At 32.7% G+C, this 20,032-nt stretch carries 12 protein-coding genes; 2 read left to right on the top strand and 10 right to left on the bottom strand.

Going from position 1 to position 20,032, the window contains the following annotated elements; genetic code table 11:
• Positions 1–70: 70 nt before the first annotated feature.
• The 6 genes from MODO_RS15060 to MODO_RS15085 form a co-directional block, all read right to left on the bottom strand.
• On the bottom strand, positions 71–2,677 hold the full coding sequence (locus MODO_RS15060; protein ID WP_006256708.1) for a phage tail-like protein: 2,607 nt from the start codon (positions 2,675–2,677) through the stop codon (positions 71–73).
• 69 nt (positions 2,678–2,746) lie between these two features.
• A complete protein-coding gene (locus MODO_RS15065; RefSeq protein ID WP_006256709.1) occupies positions 2,747–5,275 on the bottom strand; it encodes a phage tail-like protein in 2,529 nt (842 codons plus the stop codon).
• 21 nt (positions 5,276–5,296) lie between these two features.
• Positions 5,297–6,721: a phage tail-like protein gene (locus MODO_RS15070; protein WP_006256710.1), complete on the bottom strand. Its 1,425-nt coding sequence runs from the start codon at positions 6,719–6,721 to the stop codon at positions 5,297–5,299.
• A gap of 527 nt (positions 6,722–7,248) precedes the next feature.
• Positions 7,249–7,788, bottom strand: coding sequence for a phage tail-like protein (locus tag MODO_RS15075; RefSeq protein ID WP_006256711.1), 540 nt, complete (start codon positions 7,786–7,788; stop codon positions 7,249–7,251).
• A 13-nt stretch (positions 7,789–7,801) separates the two neighbouring features.
• Entirely contained in the window at positions 7,802–11,044 is a 3,243-nt protein-coding gene (locus MODO_RS15080; protein ID WP_006256712.1) for a DUF8202 domain-containing protein, read from the bottom strand.
• A 44-nt stretch (positions 11,045–11,088) separates the two neighbouring features.
• Positions 11,089–12,216, bottom strand: coding sequence for a phage tail-like protein (locus tag MODO_RS15085; RefSeq protein WP_006256713.1), 1,128 nt, complete (start codon positions 12,214–12,216; stop codon positions 11,089–11,091).
• A gap of 803 nt (positions 12,217–13,019) precedes the next feature.
• On the opposite strand from MODO_RS15085, the gene MODO_RS15090 reads away from it, so the two are divergent.
• Positions 13,020–13,547, top strand: coding sequence for an NADPH-dependent FMN reductase (locus MODO_RS15090; protein WP_006256715.1), 528 nt, complete (start codon positions 13,020–13,022; stop codon positions 13,545–13,547).
• Positions 13,548–13,590: 43 nt separating this feature from the next.
• Here MODO_RS15090 and MODO_RS15095 read toward each other — a convergent pair whose 3' ends face one another.
• The gene (locus tag MODO_RS15095) at positions 13,591–13,971 is read right to left on the bottom strand and encodes a hypothetical protein (protein ID WP_230456712.1); all 381 of its coding nucleotides are present in this window, start codon (positions 13,969–13,971) and stop codon (positions 13,591–13,593) included.
• 255 nt (positions 13,972–14,226) lie between these two features.
• On the opposite strand from MODO_RS15095, the gene MODO_RS15100 reads away from it, so the two are divergent.
• Positions 14,227–15,348 (top strand): FUSC family protein, encoded by a 1,122-nt coding sequence (locus MODO_RS15100; RefSeq protein WP_006256717.1) that lies wholly within the window; start codon positions 14,227–14,229, stop codon positions 15,346–15,348.
• A gap of 49 nt (positions 15,349–15,397) precedes the next feature.
• On the opposite strand, the gene MODO_RS15105 is transcribed toward MODO_RS15100, so the two are convergent.
• From MODO_RS15105 to ggt, 3 genes are all read right to left on the bottom strand, one after another.
• Entirely contained in the window at positions 15,398–16,918 is a 1,521-nt protein-coding gene (locus tag MODO_RS15105) for a WG repeat-containing protein (RefSeq protein ID WP_006256718.1), read from the bottom strand.
• Positions 16,919–17,138: 220 nt separating this feature from the next.
• Positions 17,139–18,125 (bottom strand): hypothetical protein, encoded by a 987-nt coding sequence (locus MODO_RS15110; RefSeq protein ID WP_006260843.1) that lies wholly within the window; start codon positions 18,123–18,125, stop codon positions 17,139–17,141.
• Between the two features lie 153 nt (positions 18,126–18,278).
• Positions 18,279–19,955, bottom strand: a complete 1,677-nt coding sequence (gene ggt, locus MODO_RS15115) for a gamma-glutamyltransferase (protein ID WP_006256720.1) — start codon at positions 19,953–19,955, stop codon at positions 18,279–18,281.
• Between the last annotated feature and the right edge of the window lie 77 nt (positions 19,956–20,032).

The raw sequence follows: 20,032 nt of genomic DNA on the forward strand, positions 1-20,032 counted from the left end.
AATAATCCTTTCCTTTATTTCTCTTAAAATCAACTGTTTAATAATTTTGTCGTGTACTAAGAAATAAAAGTTATTTTGTTGTAACACTAAACAGCCAAGCTAAAGCATTCGCTGTAAATTGTGAATTATAAACTGTCTGATTCGTTAAAGAAGGGGTTCTTCCGTATCCTGACTTACCTATAGGTCTATTATTACTATCTACTAAAAAAGGACAAATATTATCACTTCTCATAGCTCCGCTAGTTCCACTCTGTGAGTTAAAACCACCATCTCCTGCCCACACAAAATTAAGTTCTTTGTGCCTAAATGCAAAAATATTACCATTCGAATCTCTAGACAGTACTTCTATATCATTTATTGCTCTTCCTAAAGAGTTTGGTTCTATAGCTATACCTGTTGTAGCATCATCTCCTAATTTTTTATTGCGAATATCCCCAAATGGTCCATTTAAAACTGGATCATCAACATTAAGAATAGAACAAATAGTTCCTGAACGAGTACCTATATTTACAGCACTAATATTAGTTGTGCCTAATACAGCATTCAATAAATAATAAGTACTTGCATTATCATTTGCATCTGTTACTGCTAAAAGAGCCCCTCCTGACCTAACATAGTTTGCTATTGCTATGGCTGCAGTCTCATTCATTCTTGTATTATAACCTATACTGATTAAAGCTGGGTTAGAAGTATTTATTTCAGAGGCAACATTATTAATCGTCGAATCATTATTAACGATCACTGTAATACTTCCCTCCATAGCTACTGTGCTAGTAGGTAAAGATCCAAAATTATTTGGACTATCTATAAAAGCCTTAGAATGTCCTCTATCAAAACCGTAACCATAACTAGTTTTATTCGAGTAAGTCAACATTTTCTTTGAAGACAATGCTAATGTTACATCAAAACTACAAGTAGAAGCTCCTACACTTGTTGGCATATTAAGTATCATAGTCTTCTTATCATTATTTGTTGGTGTTCCTTTTCCATATAATACAAAAGCTGTATCATCTATAAAAATCTCCTTCTTTGTAAAAACTCCTTTTGCTTCAAAGTAAATACCATCAACAGTATTCGTCACAATATGATATTCGCCAGGTTCCACAACCTCCATTATTATAGTAACATAATTTGAGGCATTAAGTGGTGTACCAGCTCTATACTTACCGAATACTTGTTGATTGCCCGGAAAACAATAAATTTTCAACACTGCTTCTTTAGATTTGACAGGTAAGTTATATACACAACTAGCACTAACAATATTCTCATTACTTGCAGTTGGATTATATTCTTTTATACCTTGAGAAGACATTTGTATAACCATAGGTAAAGTAGTCCCGCCTACCGTAGGTTTTCCTGTATTAACAATCGGTCTCATCTCTACCATCTGAATATCATTCGTAGCAACATTAAACTTAAAGTCAACTATATCAGATTCAAACTCTATCTTTTGTGTCTGAGTTGAACTAATTTCAATTACACCTCTTACTTTTCCTCTCCCTGTGGCGATAACCTTAACAGGTACCATAATTTTATGAGAAGTAGTTAATGGTTCATTCTTTAAAAACTCTCCAACAGAGGTCACTTTAGTACAATCAATAATAACCTCAACCTTCGAAATTACTGCAAAATATGGATATACACTTGGTGTTTCACCTTGTTCTACTTTTACATAAGAATTACTAATAAAATCCAAATCAGTTTGCATAGGCCACGTAGGAGTACCATAACCATCCAATTCAATAATAGCCGTTTTACTACTAACTTCTTGAGATGTCAATGTTCTTGTTTTCTTAAAGTAAATCCCGTTAACAGTAGGGGTGGTAATTGTTACAACTCCACCTTGAGAAATATTATTAATAGTAACACGCATTTTCCCCGTAGTTTTAACGTCATTTAAATCTACTCCCGTATAAAAGTTACCAATCTGCTCTACTTTAATTATATCATAAGTCAACGCTCTTTTCTCTACTTCATTACTAAGTGTGCAGGTTGCTAGTTTCTTATTCAGAAAGAACTTAATTGTATCCTTTCCACCAGAAACCCCATTAGTACGTTCATATCCTTTTACAGGAGTTCCATTTCCTTTTAAAACTAAAGTATAATCGCCTTTTTGAGGAAAAATACCACTAGCTAAAAAGCTATAACCATTCTCCTTCCCCGTATTATCATAAGCAATAGCCTGAATTTCATAAGATCCTGGTATACTAACACTAACATCGACTGTAATAACATTTTTTCTAGAATCTAAAAACACACCTTCAATATAGTCTCCTGTAATCTTTATTGCTCTACACTTATCATCAGGTATAATAAATGTTGCAGGACCAACATCCCCACAGACATTCATCCATTGTTGACGACTTGTGTTATAAAATTCAACACACTCTATTGTTGTATTATAAATAACCATTCCGCCTAGTAATTCATGACTAGGAATCCGCATACGTTCTGTTGTAGACATACGAGGCAATAAAAAACCTTTTTCTTTAGAATTTAATTCTAAAAGGCTAAAATTCAATGGATTTAACGCATCAGAAGAAGAATCATCTGATATTTGGGTACCTTTTTCTGTCAATACCTGTGCTACACTTATCTGAGTTGGGCCTAACACATAGAAAAGGAGAATCAACAGTACAGTTCTGATGCTTTTATTTAAACTTATATGTTGTATCATAAACTTCATTTTTTTGATAAAAACTAGGGAATCTATTCTTCCCTAGTTTATAATTTTTATTAACAAGGATTACTTTTTATGTTCAATAACATAATCAATGGCCCAAGCCAATGTATTAGCATATAAAACAGCATTATAAACAACACCATTATCTGCATAATTCTTTGGTTTAGGAACACCTTGACTATCAAAATTAGAAGGGAATATAGATAGATTCTTATAATCTTTCTTCCCTATAAACCATCCGCCATCTCCAACAAACACAAACCCTAAATCACGATGTTTCATAGCCCAAATAGAATTAACATCTCCTTGTTTTGAAACTAAAGGAACATAACTATTTGGCAAATTAGAGTAATACCATCCATTATGTGCATCATTCCCCATCACCTTACCAGATAAATCTCCAAAAGGCCCTTTTATAATCGATTCGTTATTTGCAGAAGACAACACAGGATTCAGCATAGTATAATTATTAGACACACTAATACTACTACCTCCTACTGTTAAACCAGCTAACCTTTCTATAACATTCTTAGTATATGTTCTAGGTGTACTCTCATCTCCAATGATTAATACTCCTTTCTTATCACGTACAAATGCAACTAATACATCTTGTGTTTCTGTTCTGGTAAAATTATATCCTATTACATTGATAATAATATCCACATTATTGGAAGCAATGAATCTATCCAAATCAGCTCCTTGAGCATTAGTACTTAATACTCTCACCGAATTCACTTTTACTGTTCCCATTGGGCCAAAATTAGTACTACTCTTAAGAATTGCTCCTCCAGCATAAACAGTACTACTATTGGCACCGTAATTTGTTCCACCTAAAGACAATACTACTATATCGTGTGCTTTTACTTGTGCAACTACAGAGCACAGAGACGAATTAGAATCTAATCCTTCTGCTATAAGATTAAACACTGTCAGTCCTCCTGTAGTAAATATTCCAACTGGATCTAAAGTCACTGTTGCTTTTCCTTTCATTCTATCCGAATCAGTAAAAACACCTGTTTTTGTAAAATAAACACCATTAACAGTATTTGTTTTAATTGTATAATTCTCTGCATACCCTACATTTACACTTACTTCAATACCATGTTTACCTGCTTGTAAAGGAGTATTTACCAAAAAATTGTTATTTCTACTAGTAGATCCATTTGAAAAAGCAAAAGCACTAGAACAATCAAATGTATAATTCTTAGAACGTTCCACTACATTTATAACTGGAAAAGAAGAACAGAAAGCTCCCCCTGAATTAGGTGTTATAGTAGTAAACTCAATAGTTTTTGCTTTTACAGGAATCTTCACATATTGTCCATTTTGCATCTCTGGATATAAGGTCACATACTGTACATTATCAGATCCATTAAAAGTCAAAGTTGTACTTGGTGCAACAAATTTCACAGGAGTATCTGTTGTTCCTTTTATTATTCCATTTAATTCTATATCAACTATACCAGGCGCTAATACTTTTAAAGGAAGTAATATAGAGTTACTCTTAGTTAAAAAAGTATCTTCTTTATATTCTCCTCTCATTTGTATTTCATTAGTATTACATACTAATTCAAAACTAGTAGGAACTACTTTTACTTCAGCTGTAACGTTAGATGTTTTATTATTCTTTGAATTCGTAATAAACTTAAAAGTACTATTTACAACATTTATTGGAACTCCTTGCGCATATAGATATATCTCCGCTCTCCCTTCTTGTGTAAACTCTCCTGACCCGCTAAAACTAATACCATTTAGAGTCTCTGTACTTTGTACTCTCCAGAACCCTACCGTTGTCACATCAACAAGAACTTTAATTTTATTATCATTTGCATTTAAAGCAACTCCTTTATAAGCTGACCAAGCAACATCAACTGTTTGAGGTTCTACAAGTCTAAAATCTAACTCAGATGATTTCACTTTAATACGTATAGAAGTACAAGTCGTATCTTTCTTACCATTTATCATAAAAGTAACTAGATCTCCTGGTGTTTCATTTGGTTCTAATGGGGTTCCAAATCCTTCTAATGCAATTGAATAAACTCCTTTTGTTTCGAATATTCCTGATTTACTAAAAGAATACCCATTTGTTGTTACTGCACTAATATTATATGATCCTGTTTCTACCACATTAATTGTAATGTATAAAACATCTGTATCTCTTAAACTTTGGCCTTGTTTTAATTCTTTAGCTCCACTCGAATTTAAATAAACCTTAGAACAGTCTAAAGTTAATTTTGCAGGAGGCAATGTTCCACATACACTAAGCCATTTATTTGCTGTTGTACTCCAATAGTTGATACAATCATTATCTGTATTATAAATAACAAGTCCATTTCCTCTTACTTTATCGTCAATATTAATTTTATCCCTTTCAACGGTGGTCATTCTAGGCAATAGAAAACCTTTCGTAACACTTTCTAATTCTAAGATAGAATATGGAGCAGCAGTAGCATTTGTCACACCTGCAACAGAACCATCTTTTAACTTCGTCATATCATTTTGTCCAAAAGACAATGAAGCATTTACAAGAAATAGAATCATAATCAAAAGAACCGAATAAAACGAATCGATATGTAGTTTTTTAATTTCCATCAATATTATTTTTAATGATTACTATTTTACTAATAATGCTTCTAACGCTTGCAAGCGTTTAGCCATTTCATTCATTTCAGTTTCTAACTTCTCAATGCGATATCCTTTTTTATTCAGCTCTTTTTGTTGATCAATAACATGTAAAAAGAGTTCTTCTGTCTTTTCTAATAGCTGAATAGATAATTCAGACACATTAAATGAGTAGCCTAGATCTGTTTTCTCTAAATCTGCAATAGGAGTTATACCTGGTAGATGTCTATTCGTTCTAATAAATCTATCTACACTAGTTAAATCATAGAACTTATAATCGTATTTTAAATTAGAATATCCTTCAAAATAATTATCAAATACATAGTCTGCATAATAGCTATTCGTAGCAGTTATACTACCATTTATTCTCAATTTTTCATTAGGTACTTTAGCTGAATCAGACTTTTCAGAATACCCAATTCCTACCCAACCATTGATGTAGATATCTTGGTTATTTTTAGTAGCCTGTTCTGTTGTATTAACAACGTACCAAGGTTCTTGAGCGATCTGATTAAACGAAATAAAAGTAGGGCTCTTTAATTCATCTGTATAGATTAATTGCTTCGTATTAATATCAGCTTTTAATGAAGTTAACGTTTCTGAATTAGTAAAAATATCAGCTACATAAATAGTTGTGATATCCTTATTTTCATCACTATACACTAATGCTTTCCCCTTACTATTATAATCATCTTCTAGCTTTAATGATGTAACTGTTTCTATTCCAGAAGGACTTCCGTCACTTCCAATACCACCAAACAAATCACTCCCTTTAATATCTACAAGATCTTCCTGTTCGTTTTTATATACAAACTTCTTTGCTTTATAGGTTCTTAATAAAGAAGGTACAACAGGAGCATTAGGATCTATTTCTTTTTCTTTATCTACATGCACCTCCATCATTTCACCAGTAACAGGATTTTGTTCTAAATAAACATACATTGTTATCTCTTCAGGAGTCAAAGTAGTTAAGGTCTCAAATTTCCTAATAACCTCACTAAGTTTCATTGTTTCTTCTTCATTGGTATCTTTATTAATCCAGGTAAAGATATAATCACCTTTATCCTCAATAATTTTCACACTATTCGGATCAGCTATCTCCTTTATGTAGTGATTCAAAGTTGTATTAGAAACAAGAGTATTCCATTTATCTCCACTCCAGAAATAAAAACCTGCCAACATATCTTTAGTACCTGTATGATATACTATTAGACTATCTGGATAGTCTGTTCCTACTATTGTCAACTTATCTGTACTGTTTTTTAATTCAATACGCGGGATCAAAACTCCTTTATTATTAGAATAAATTTCTAATTCAGATGAGTTATTGGGCAAATGGGTTCCTATTCCAGTCTGACCATACACACTACTAACTAGTGTAAAAATTATCATAATAAGAAAATGCGGCTTTTTCATTTTATTGTATTTTTTATAGTTAAATGTTAATTGTTTTGTATAAAATTACAAACAATTACAAACAAAAAACATAAAAAACAATAACAAATATATATTTTTATATAAATAAAAATTAATACATAGAAAAAATGAAAAACAATCAATAAAAATTATTTTTTTAATAAAAAAAACTTATAAATAGTTAAAAAAATACCAAAAAAATTAATAATTAAAATCAACATTTTACAATAAAACAATAAATACATCTAAAAAAAATATTTTTTAGCAGATCAAAAAACTGTAGTTTTCATTCTTTTACAATAAAACACCTCTCGCAAACAAATAGTATTATTTACTTTTTCACTTCTTCTTATTTAGCATAATCCCCCCTTCTTATATACTTTTATAATTTTAAAACTTACATAAAAAAGAAGAGTCACCTCATCACAAGGTAACTCTTCTCAAAATTGTGTTATAAAAAATCACACTTTCGTGTCTCGTCAATCAAAATAATCAGAATTTAAACAATACTATCTTTCACTGACAGATTACTCTGCTGCCCAAAAAGCCCACTCTTTACCATTAAAAACACACATCATATTTGATTTTGTATCATAAACTATCGTACCTGTTGGTGGAGAAACTATGTTTAAATGTGGGCTTTCTACTCTAGGTAAAACCAATGCTTTACTTGGGCTATCTAATACAAGAACTCCATCTATGGCCACAGAAGGGTCATTTCCTATTAAAATATTAGCACTTGCTATTTCAGTTAATTTATCTTGTGCTATTATATTTACCTCACCTGTATTAATCGATAAATCTACCCATTGATTTATACCATTAGAGTACTTAATTTTTTTATCTATCACATCGTAAATTAATGTTCCTTCCGCTGCACTAGTCGCAAGAGCGCTATTAATCTTAGGTAAAACTATACCTCGGGTATCATCATCAGGAAACTCTAGTATAGAGCTTGGAGATAAAAAATAATCTTTACTCCCAATATTTACTTGTTGGCTCCATGCAGATAAAGGGATAATACCCACACAAAACAAAATATAACTAAAAAAAATCTTATTTTTCATTTTCTTCTTGTTTTTAATTGTCAGGGCATGATTGCACTATACAAGCCCATATTTTACCATTGTACAACTTCATACACTTATTAGTTGTATCATAAACCATCATCCCTGCTATAGGGTTTGAAAACGCCTTAATCTGTGTATCAGTTAATCGAGTAAGAACAAATCCTTTAGATTTAGATTCTAAATAAAGAATTGCATTTATACCATCTTCTGCTAAAAGCTCTCCATTACTACGATCTAAACTAGTCATGATAACAAAATCAGCATTTTTCTTTACTATACTACCTTCTACTCCTGGATAATAACAAATTAAACTACCTCCACAGAATGGAATTGTTGGATCTAATACAGTATACGCATCATCCAAGCTCGAATTAATACATACATCCTCAGAATTTCCTATTAACTCTATACTTGCTCCAAAATCAACCACTTGAGCAATATCTGCATCAGGGACTTCACTAGGTTTAGTGTATTTATTTCCTGTTGCGGCTTCTATTATTGCTAAGAAATCTAATGCCTGTAACTCATATGTTAATTCTAAGGTGCTTCCTCCATTAATATTTAAGCCTTCGACAATGTGCATTCCTTCTTCACTTTCTATCATTCCTTGTCCCAGATTAGATTGGAATTTATTAAACCTAAAGTCTTCATGATACATAAACATAATTCTCAAATCAGCAAATGTAACAGTTGGATTTGGGTTTTTTACTTTAGCCTTAATTGTAATAATGCCATTTTCTTTATAACATTTATTCAAAACAGGCTCAATACTTATTTCAGGAGATAATACTCTAGGCTGATAAATCATTTCAACTTTAGTAGATGTACACGATGTAAAATTATTGTAATCACAACTCTCTATAGTCAGTACCTTATTCTCATTAAGACTTGTATATGTCAATTGTCCTCTATTTTCGTAGACTTTTGCTACTGCATCGTCTTTAAAACGTACCCTTGCTGTAATTGTAGTAAAAGTCATAGGGTCTAATTTAACCTTATCTATCTCTAGTTTTCTGGTTCCTTCATAATTATTGAAAATTGCATCATTAAAAGCACCTTCTGTAGACATCAACCCTCCATCAACCCAAAACATTCCTTCAGGTAATTCATCCTCAATCTTAACATAACGGGGTTCACATGAATAATTCCACACTTTAAATGTATACTCAAAACCACTACATGAAACTACCTTTGCTGGTGCTTGTAATGTAAACTCTATCCCATCTGGATTAGGAGATGCAGGTCTTGGACAATTTAACTCAAAATCTCCAATTGCAATTCCTTGATATCCTCTTGACTTAGTTCTATAATGAATTTTATGCTTTATTTCTATTCTTGTCACCTCATGCGGAAAAGTAACAACTGCTGCCCCATTTTTATTCGAAATACTAGACCGTTTTAATCCTGTGACAATACCTCCACCAACAGAGAAAGTCTTTTTACTACTATTAGAACTACTCGAAATCACACCTCTATAAGTCGTATTACCACAATACCCTATTACCTCTACCATATCGGTACTTGTACTAGTTTTATCTATTCCATAAATTTTAAATTTAGCAAAAGTAGCCCCATCCTTAAATGTAATATTTGTAATCGAATAGTTATCATCACTTCCTCTTACCCCTCTAAATTTAGACTCTAAAAGAGTTCCATTAGACACTCTTGGATATTTTGACGCTTGCATAGAAGGGGTTTCCTTACCATTACTATAGGTCTTATAAGTAACATCAAATCTCAATCCATTCGACACTGTTAAATTTGACATACTTTTTAATCCAGCAGTCCATTGGCGAGAACTAAAATTAAACAATCCTGTTTCGTTTGTAGTACAAGCATTACATTGTGCCACGGCTGCATCTGCTCCAAAAGTTATATATAATTCGTCTCTATTAATTGGCAATCTGAACAAATGCTCATCAAGCTCCCCTCCTATGTATTGTCCAGGAATAACAGCTAACCAATTTTGATTTCTAGCATCAGCTTCTGTTTTAGCTACCAACATTTTCACATCATACCCTTGACCACTATAAGGAAAATCTTCTCCACCTGCTCTCACTTCTACTATAGTACTTCCTAAATTAGTCTTCCTAAATAACCAAAATTTATCATCTAATATCTCACTATATCCACACCCATGATCATTTACTTTAGTAGAAGTATATCCTTGGCCAATATTAGTTCCCCAGTAGATTGCAGCATTATCTCTATTTAATGGTTCCTCTTGAATTACCCCAAGTCCAACTTCAAACTCTGTTCCTATAGTATTTACTGTCAAAGCTGCCCCTGAAGCAGTAGAACGAGATACAGAAATACTCGTATTAGCATCATCTCTAAAAATACCTGCTACATTATTATGATACCCTAAACCTGTTCGCCCCCATGGCCAGAAAACACTTCCATAAGATGACATATAAGCTGCATTATCTAATGTAATACCATATTTAGTTGCTAAATAACTCTCAATTTTACTTGTCTCAGCTCCATTTAACTTTCGATTGTAAACAATAATTTCTCCTATTTGTCCCATAAAGAACCCTGAAGTCAAACTCGCTCCTCCAATAATAACTCCTTCATCTGGTTTTAAAGCCCCCTTAGCTGCTCCTGTTAATTTATTTCCTTTACTATCTAATGAATATTCTGTTCCACTGAACCTGAAAGTCACATAATTAGTTGCTCCTTCTGGCACATAAGTAGTCTGTAGAGCTGTTGTATTAATCTCATATCCACCATGTCCATCTCTAGCACTAGTAAGACGTACACGTCCCCCCGTTTCTTTTGGACTGAATCCAATAGAAGGTCTTCTTGTAGATTTAGATGAAGGATCAGTACTACCAAATCCCATATAGTACATCCTTTTCTCATTCTTTCCTTTTTCCGCAATATATACACCAAAAACAGTCAGTCCATCAACAAATCCACTAATACCAAGAGGTGTAGCTAAAAATTGGCTACCATTAAACACCAATGCATTATTAAAATTCATTTTGTAACTTCCCTTTAATAAAGTAGGCCTTTGCTTTCCTGCCTGACTTACAGCACTAAAAGTCATATTCAAATGACTATCAGTAGTTACAGGTGCATTTGCCCATTCATCAACTTCAGTAGAAGAATACATTTTAACTCTATTATCTGGTTTTAACCAAAGCTGTACATTCCCTACTCCTCCAGGATATTCTCTTTGAGCAAATAAAGGCATACTCGTCAATCCTAAAAATAAAAGGGCTAAAATCTTATATAAATATCTATACATATCCTGTAGTTTAAACAATTAAAATAAAAAAGATAAAATCCCTTTTACTCCTTTATATATTCAACAATTACATAATAGTTACCAGCTGGGTTATTCTGAATAATAGTCCCCGCAGTACCAATAGCCAAAACTGTCTTTGTCCCACTGACTTGTTTGCTAATCACTCCTCTTGTCATCGAATTACTACTCTCATTAATCAATTTAGCATCTACTACTAGGCCTGAAATTACTTTTGGTAACTCAACAGAGGTAAAAGAAGTAGCTTTATTTAACTTCACTATATATCGCATCACATCTTTTTCATCCCATTTCCCTATAATCTCCTCTTTAACAGTCGAATAAAAATTATCATTCCCTTTTACTGTTTTTGCAATATTTTTTATATGCTCTGTATTTTCAGCTTGATTAACAATAGTCTTAAAATCGTTACTCACATCCTGAGATACGGTAATATATTCTGGAATAGAACTCTCATTTATATATTTATAATAAATCATACCTGCATTAGGTACATTTGCAATATTCTCTTCTACTCCTTCTTTATTATAACGAGTTACATTCGTAACTGTTTCTTTCACAGCAGACGGAACAAAACTCTCTATATATTCCGTAAACACAGTACTTCCTTTTAAAAGCTCTGTCAGCTTCACGTTATTTTCAATACCTCGCTCAGGTTTATATACTAATACAGCCTCTCCTTCATCATACACCGTAGATAATGATGTCAAAGACTCAAACGTCTTAATAACATCACTAAGTTTCATTGTTTCTTTAATATTAGTATCCTTATTAATCCATGTAAAAATATAGTCTCCTTCATCATATGTAACCGTAACACTATTCGGATCCGCAATTTCTTTGATATAGTGCTGTAAAGTAGTATTAGAAACTAAGGCATTCCAATGATTCTCAGCCCAAAAATAGTATCCCGCTAACATAGCTTTAGTTCCCGTATGATAAATCATCAAACTTTCAGGATACTCTGTTCCAACAATAGTAGACTTATCTTTAGTATTTTTTAATTCAAGACGTGGAATTAGAACTCCTTTATCTTTAGACTTAATCTCTAACTCAGAAGAACTACTTGGAATTTGAGTTCCAATACCAGTTTGACCATACGCTCCTACTCCAAGTGTGAATATTATTAAAATTAGCAAATGTGGTGTTTTCATTATATTGTGTTTTTTATTAATTACAATCTAAATATTCTATCAAAAATACAAATATTAACACAATTTTAAATACATTACACTATGCAAATTTATTTTTTATATAAAAAACAACGAAACAAAGTAAATATTAACAAAAACAAAATAAAAAACAACAGTGGTAAAATTTATAAACACTCAACACTTAAACATATTATTAAAAATTCTTATACCCATATAGTATATTCAACATAAATGATAAATTAAACACATTAATTACAACTTTTTATCAATATAAAAAACCTATAAAACTGTAATTATTATATATACACATTAAACAAGGCCTTGATTAGAATTAAAAATTCTATAACAAAAATATTTTATTCTTATAGTTTTTTTCTCAAAAATCATATTTATCGCCCTTCAATTGAAAAATTAGGATTCATTCTCACTTCAAAAAGTATTTTATATACTTTGTTGAAAATAAGATGCTAAACAGATTGATAAGACTTATAGGAAAAAATGTTCTCCTCTTTCCTTACTTCCTTTATATGATAGAAATTACAAATTCCTGGTTCTCTTCATACATATATTCAGGAAACTGAAGGATCACAATGCTATTCTCTTTAGAAAAATTCTTTATGCATGTCTTTTTTCGATATATAACTCTGTATCTACCCACTAATGCTTCTCCTTTTTATTGTAATTCACTGCAACTAGGAGTAAAACATACAAGCCCTATTTCTGAAAAACTTATTCTAGATTAAGTGTGCTTCTTTGTTTCTACATATACCTTTGTCTCATCGAAACAGAAAAATAAAACAACAATGAATATATTAGCTTTTGCTGCTACCAATAGCAGTACTTCTATAAACTTAGAATTAGTAAAAAGTGTAACTACTCAATTTGAAGGACATAACATTAATATTCTAGATATCAATGACTATGAGATGCCTATTTATTCTCAAGATAGAAATAACCAAGGTGTACCTCAGCAAGCATTAGATTTTAATCAAGCGATTCTAAATGCTGATGCTATTATTATAGGATTAGCAGAACACAACGGTACGTTTAGTACTGCTTTTAAAAACATATTTGATTGGGGGTCTAGAGTGGAGAAAAACTTCTTTCAAAACAAACCAATGATGTTATTATCTACATCACCTGGACCTCGTGGAGGACAATCTGTCATGGATAATGCTTCAAGCATATTTCCTTACTTTGGAGGGAATATTAAATGTCAGTTTTCATTACCTAGTTTTCAAGATAATTTTAGTAATGGATCAATTAATACACCTGAATTAGCTTCTCAATTAACAGAGAAAATTAATAGTTTTAAACAACAACTTTCTTAAGTCTTTAAAAAATCCCTACAAAGATTTTGTAGGGATTTTTACTTTATATACTCATATTATTGTATATAGAAGAAAAGGTTTTAATGATTTCTTTTAGATCCTCTCCTGTAAAGTTTAATTGAATACGCTCTCCTGTTCGCAACCATAATACCAATTGCGATTTTTGACTATCTATCTCTGTGATAGAATAAGAGATTACTTGTTTTAATGGTAGTACCCTATACTCTACAGCACCTCCTGCTCTATTAAAACTAAACATGAATTGAGAATACGTTAGTGTAAACTGTCCATTTACTCCTCTATATCCTACTTTAAATTTAATCCAACTAGAAAATTTACTAAATGTTGTTTTAGTAACACTAGTATCTACTTTCTTTAAACCATCGATTACATAGTTAACTTCTCCCATATTCACTTTTTTCATTTAAATATATACATTTATACTTATATTCTTTACTTCAATAAAAAAATGAGTAAATAAGACTATAATAATATGTAATAATCACGATATAAATCAAACTCATCCCATCTTTTACCTCTTTGATTCAAATTCCTTACCTTTGTATTGTTCAAATGCTTACCAATACTAAAGAATATCTTATCTCTTATACTTACCCGATAAGGTAAAGCATTTCCACAGCACTAATCTCTACTGAGAGAATTTTTAGAATCAACGAAAATGAAGAATAACTTTTTTGTCAACTTGTTACAACAAGAGAGCAAAACACTATTTAAATTAAAACACAGCGAACGACTGTGGCATATCCCTTTGATGGCAATGCTCGCTACAGGACTTCCCTTATTAACAGGATGGTATTTTGACAATCTTCAAGCAGGACTTTTAGCCTGTCTAGCAGGATTAGTTATCTTATACCTCCCTTCTAATATTCCTACTGCTCAGCGCATGATCACCATGCTGGTATGTTCCTTTGGTTTTATGTTATCCTTTGCAGTAGGCATATCGTTTAGCTTTAACTTTATTGCTTCTGCTATAGCCTTTGGTATATTCGTTACTGCAGTTCATTGGGTCAACCTATATTTCAATACTCGCCCCCCTGGTAGCTTCTTTTTTATTATGGTAGCTTCTATGTCTAGTAATATGCCATTTAAGTTAGCAACTATCCCTACACGTCTAGGATATGTAGTCATGGGAACCATGTTTGCTTGTACTCTAGCCTTAATATACAGTGTTATAGTAGGCAAAAAATACAACAGTAAAACAACTATACGCCTAGTACGTCCTGTCCCAGTCAAAGACCAATTTGATTACCTTATCAAATCTATTATAGTAGGCGCCTTCATGTGTATTTCTTTATTAATAGGTCATCTATTGAAATTTGACAATCCATATTGGATCCCTATTTCTTGTGCCGCCATTATGCAAGGGATTTCTTTATACCACGTATGGCAACGTGCACTACAGCGTATCGCAGGTACCTTTATTGGATTAGGACTTTGTTGGGCACTTATCTCAGTCTCTACAGCACCTTTATATTTATGTATTTGTATAATGGTACTTCAGTTTATTATAGAAATGTTTATTTCTCGTAACTATGCAGTAGCTGTTATCTTTATTACAGCTCTTACAGTGCTTCTTGCAGAGGCGGGTAATCCTATTATCAGCACACCTAATATCTTGATCCAAGCTCGTTTTATCGATATTGTGATTGGAAGTATTATAGGAGGTATTGGTGGTTGGTTCTTACATCATGAGTACCTAAGAAAACAAACTCGCGATAGTTTGCGCACTACACGATTACAATTACTCAAGAAAAAAAGGCATAAAATAGTAAAACAATAAATCACATAGAAAAAACCCCTATAGAATCTAATCTATAGAGGTTTTTTCTTTATACCTTTCGGGATGTAAACTCTAATATATTTTTTCCAGGATGAAACTCCTCTCCATTCCCTAGGTTTATATAAAAACAATTGTATACGTTCTTCACTTCTCCCTTCTCTCTTTCTAACTCTACTTCAGCTAAGTACTCTGCTCCATCTTTTACATAGGTAAATATAGGTTCGTACACCACAGTTCTAGTAGTGATATCTAATATCCCATACAAGCCATTTTCTTCTAACTGAAATACACAAAACCTGATATTATCCATTAAGCGCAAAGAAAAAAATACAGGTGATAACAGCCACTCCTGAAGATCTACATTCCACACTCCTACTCTACTTACTTGATCCTTTTTAATCGACACAAAATAAAGAGGTTCTTTTATACTGCTTATCGTTCTAATCTTCTCTAGTAAGAACCCCTGAGGGATATCTTTCTGATCTATTAATAATTCTTTTGCAGGCCAAAGTACCTCATTGTAATAAGAGGTAATTGAGTAATCACTTGGCTTATCTAAACAATCTTTAAGTACTCCGTGCTTTGTCAAGATATAGAATTCGTTTACTCTACTTTCCGCACTAATAGGAGCTACTTCCACTATAAAGAAATGCTTAGAGACTACGGGATAAATATTCAATACATTCTTCCAAATATCTTGTATACTGCGTTCACTTTTAATATCAATTACCTTTAGATGAACAGGAATATACATATCAAATTCATAGTTGACATAATACCTTCCATTCCCTATCGTATCTCTACAGATAGTTGGTTTAGCTATTAAGTGAGACTTAGCTGTCTGCATAGATACCTTGTATTCCTTCCCTTTATAAGTAATTGGAAAAATAGGTTGAGGAATTACTTCATAGGACTTCACTCTTTTACCTTTCAGATTATACACTCTTACCTCATCATCATTCACTTTTCTCACCCATCGCAATCCATTGTCATAAGTACTAACTACTTTTTTGACTATTCGTTTTAATCTATCCTTTTTTGCAAAATACAGATCATCTCCTACCTGAATTAATTTACTACCAATCTGTTTTATCCTGATAGAAGTACCACTTCTAGTAAGTCTATCTTTAGTAATCGTCTTTGTATCTAGTACCTGTCTTGTATCTAATGCTAATACAGTTACTTTCTCTCTTATGACCTCTGTCCCCCATAACGGTTTAAAGGAAGAGCTAGTACTCATGATATTAAAGTTAGGCAAGAACTTCCATTGCCAGAAGCGACTGTGGACAGTATACGACTGCACAATATTAGCTACTGTAAAACACCCTACCTCATATAACTCTATTCGATCATATCGACACTTCAGTACCTCTTTATTCTCTAGGTCTATCACACCGTACATCCCTTGCTTATCACGTACTACAGCATAACCTGACTTAGTGAATAATCCTCCACTAGCATACTGTTGACTGATAACAATTTGTTTATCTTGATTACAATATCCATACATTCCTTTCTCATCTACAAAAGGATATATAGCAGCGGTCTTATTAGTTAATGTGGTATTCATAAGCCTGAAGTTTAAAAAGTCTCTTAAATATAGTGATTTTTTAAACTTCTTCTTTAAAAACAAAAACTTAATTAACTAAATACCAAATACTTTAACACACTTATATTATTCTTTTTGCAATAATTCTAATTCTAGAATGTACTTATTCTCTAACTCTTTATCTCCACTTAGTACAAAAACCTGTATAGCTTTTTCTAAAAGATAAGGGTAAACCTTTATTTTATTTAAAGTTGTTTTTTATCCAAGGATATATATCTTTGAACATCATATCTTCTTTATTCGAAATTCCTATCAGTAAATTACAAGCATATATAACATAGTACCTTCCTAAATTTATTTCATAACACTCCTCTACTTCTTCTAAGTATAATATTCCTTCTTTTAACTTTAACCATGCTTTGACATACTCCTTAATGCTTAGATAATCTTCTATCAATTTACTTAAGAAACTTGCTTTACCCCAAGCATCATCCTCTACATATTCCCATAGCGCTTCTCTTCCTACTATCACTTTATCTATATTTCCTATACACTTATAGAAAGACACATAATCCTCCCATCTTTCCTTATTCCATACAGTGATATTCTCTTCCCAAGATTGAATACACGCTTTGGCAATTTCATCTTCTTCTAAATCCAATGCATAATAAACAATGCCTTCTGTAGACATCTCTTCAGGACAAAGGCTATAATATCTTTGTTTTCTTTCCTTCCACTCTACAATGTCTTCTTCATCCCAATCACATTCTGCTAGACTATCTCCAATTAAGTCATAAAAATCTTCTTTCCAACTTACCTCTTGATGGGATATCCATTCAAATGTATTCTTCACTCCATTGTGTAGCAAATACTCTCTATCAAAGCCGCAATACGTATCAAAGTTGGCATTCTTCGCCTGGATAAATAAGGAGATATAATCAGAACGTTGATATAAACTAACTAGATACGCTGCTAGATCTAATGCCTCTGTGAATCCCTGAAAATCATCTTCTCGCCTACTCGCTATCTCTGCTTCAAACAATTTAACTAACAACTGCTCCTCTCTCAATTCTTCTGAATGCAAGAAACCTACTAATACTCGATGTCTATCTATTGCATTCTCATGATTTCTTTCTTTTCCTAAGTATTCATATTTCTTCAAGTAGATAGGTTCAGAGACTAACTCCTTCACCATCTTCTTATACTTTTCTAACATCAAGTTTATCATTTCTTTTCCTTCTTTTTATTGAAATTCAAATTAACCACATATATCTTAAACCTAAAATACAAAAGGCTATCTAATGAAAGATAACCTTTTGTATATATTATGTGATATAGTTCGTTGTCTAGGACAGAGCGTTAAAAAACATTCCTAATTCAACTAGTATCCTATAGCGATATCATCTCCACGAGTATCTGCTCCTGCTTGGTAAGTACCATTTTTATTGACTAAGATTCCCTCTACGCGTCCATAAGGTTTGCGTTCTTTTAGGATATAACCTTTATCAGTAAGCGCTTTTCGCACTCCAGCCGTAATTGCTGTTGGTTCATAATCGATATGATCAGGAAGCCACTGGTGGTGAAAACGAGGAGCAGATACTGCCTCTTGCATATTCATCCCAAATTCAGTTACATTTAGAATCGTTTGAAACACAGAAGTGATAATTGTCGATCCACCTGGTGTACCTACTACCATGTACAATTTACCGTTTTTCTCTAAAATTGTTGGAGACATTGAGCTTAACATTCGCTTTTCTGGTTCTATCGCATTCGCTTTTCCTCCCACTAATCCGTACATATTAGGTGTACCAGGTTTCACAGAGAAATCATCCATCTCATTATTCAACAAGAATCCCGCTCCTCCTACTATCGTTTTAGAACCATAAGAATCATTTAATGTAGTCGTTGCAGACACAGCATTTCCCCATTTATCGACTACACAGTAGTGCGTTGTCTCATCGCTCTCATACCCGCCTAACTCTCCTGCTTTAACATCAGTACTCTTCGTTGCTTTGTCAAAAGACATAGACTCCATACGCCCTAGATTGTATTCTTTATTTACTAACTGATTTACAGGCACTTTATAGAAATCAGGGTCTCCTAAGTGCTCAGCTCTATCTGCATATACACGGCGTTCTGCTTCTACCATTACTTGTACTGTTTTTTCAGATTGGAATCCCCACTTTGCTAAAGGGTATTTCTCTATGGATTGGAACAAAGAGATTAAGGCAATACCTCCACTACTCGGAGGTGGCATAGAGATTACTTTTAATCCTTTATACTCTCCTACTATAGGCGTTCTCCATTTTGCTTCATAGCGTTTTAAATCTTCAAGAGTTATCATTCCATTACCTCTCTTCATCTCTCCTACGATTAACTCAGCCGTTTTCCCTTCGTAGAACCCTTTATGTCCTTCTTTTTGTACACGTTTCAGTGTTTCAGCTAAATCTTTTTGAATAAACACATCTCCTTTTGACCACTGTTCTTTTTCAGTAATAGCTGTACTTTGTGTACTAAATTTCACGAAGTTATCGTGTTGTTTAGTGAACTCACCTGCTTGTTTTTCTGTAATACTAAATCCTTTCTCTGCTAAGTCTATAGCTGGCTGTACCAATTCTTCCCATTGTAGAGAACCGTACTTAGCATGAGCTTGTACCATACCTGCTATTGTACCTGGTACCCCTGTTGCTAAGGCTCCTCTCATACTCAATTCTGTTATCGCTTCTCCATCTCCTCCCCAATACATATTTTCTCTTGCTTGCATAGGAGCTTTTTCTCTATAGTCTAGTGCGTCTATCTTACCATCCTTACCGCGATACACCATAAATCCTCCACCTCCGATATTACCAGCATTTGGATATACCACAGCTAATGCTAGCTCTACTGCTACAGCAGCATCTACTGCATTACCTCCTTTTTTTAGGATATCTACTCCTACTCTACTTGCCTCTGGGTGTGCTGATACAATCACTCCATTCTTGTACGCCTGTGGATTCTGAGCTACTACTTGTAATAAGCTACCACATAGGATAAAGGCTGATAATATAACTTTCTTCATGTATTGTTGTTTTTGTTACCGCAAGATAGATATTTTGAATTTATTATTAAAATAAGTGTTCAGTTATAGACAAAAAT

Origin of the sequence: Myroides odoratimimus, assembly GCF_001485415.1 — a bacterium.
Taxonomy (GTDB): domain Bacteria; phylum Bacteroidota; class Bacteroidia; order Flavobacteriales; family Flavobacteriaceae; genus Flavobacterium; species Flavobacterium odoratimimum.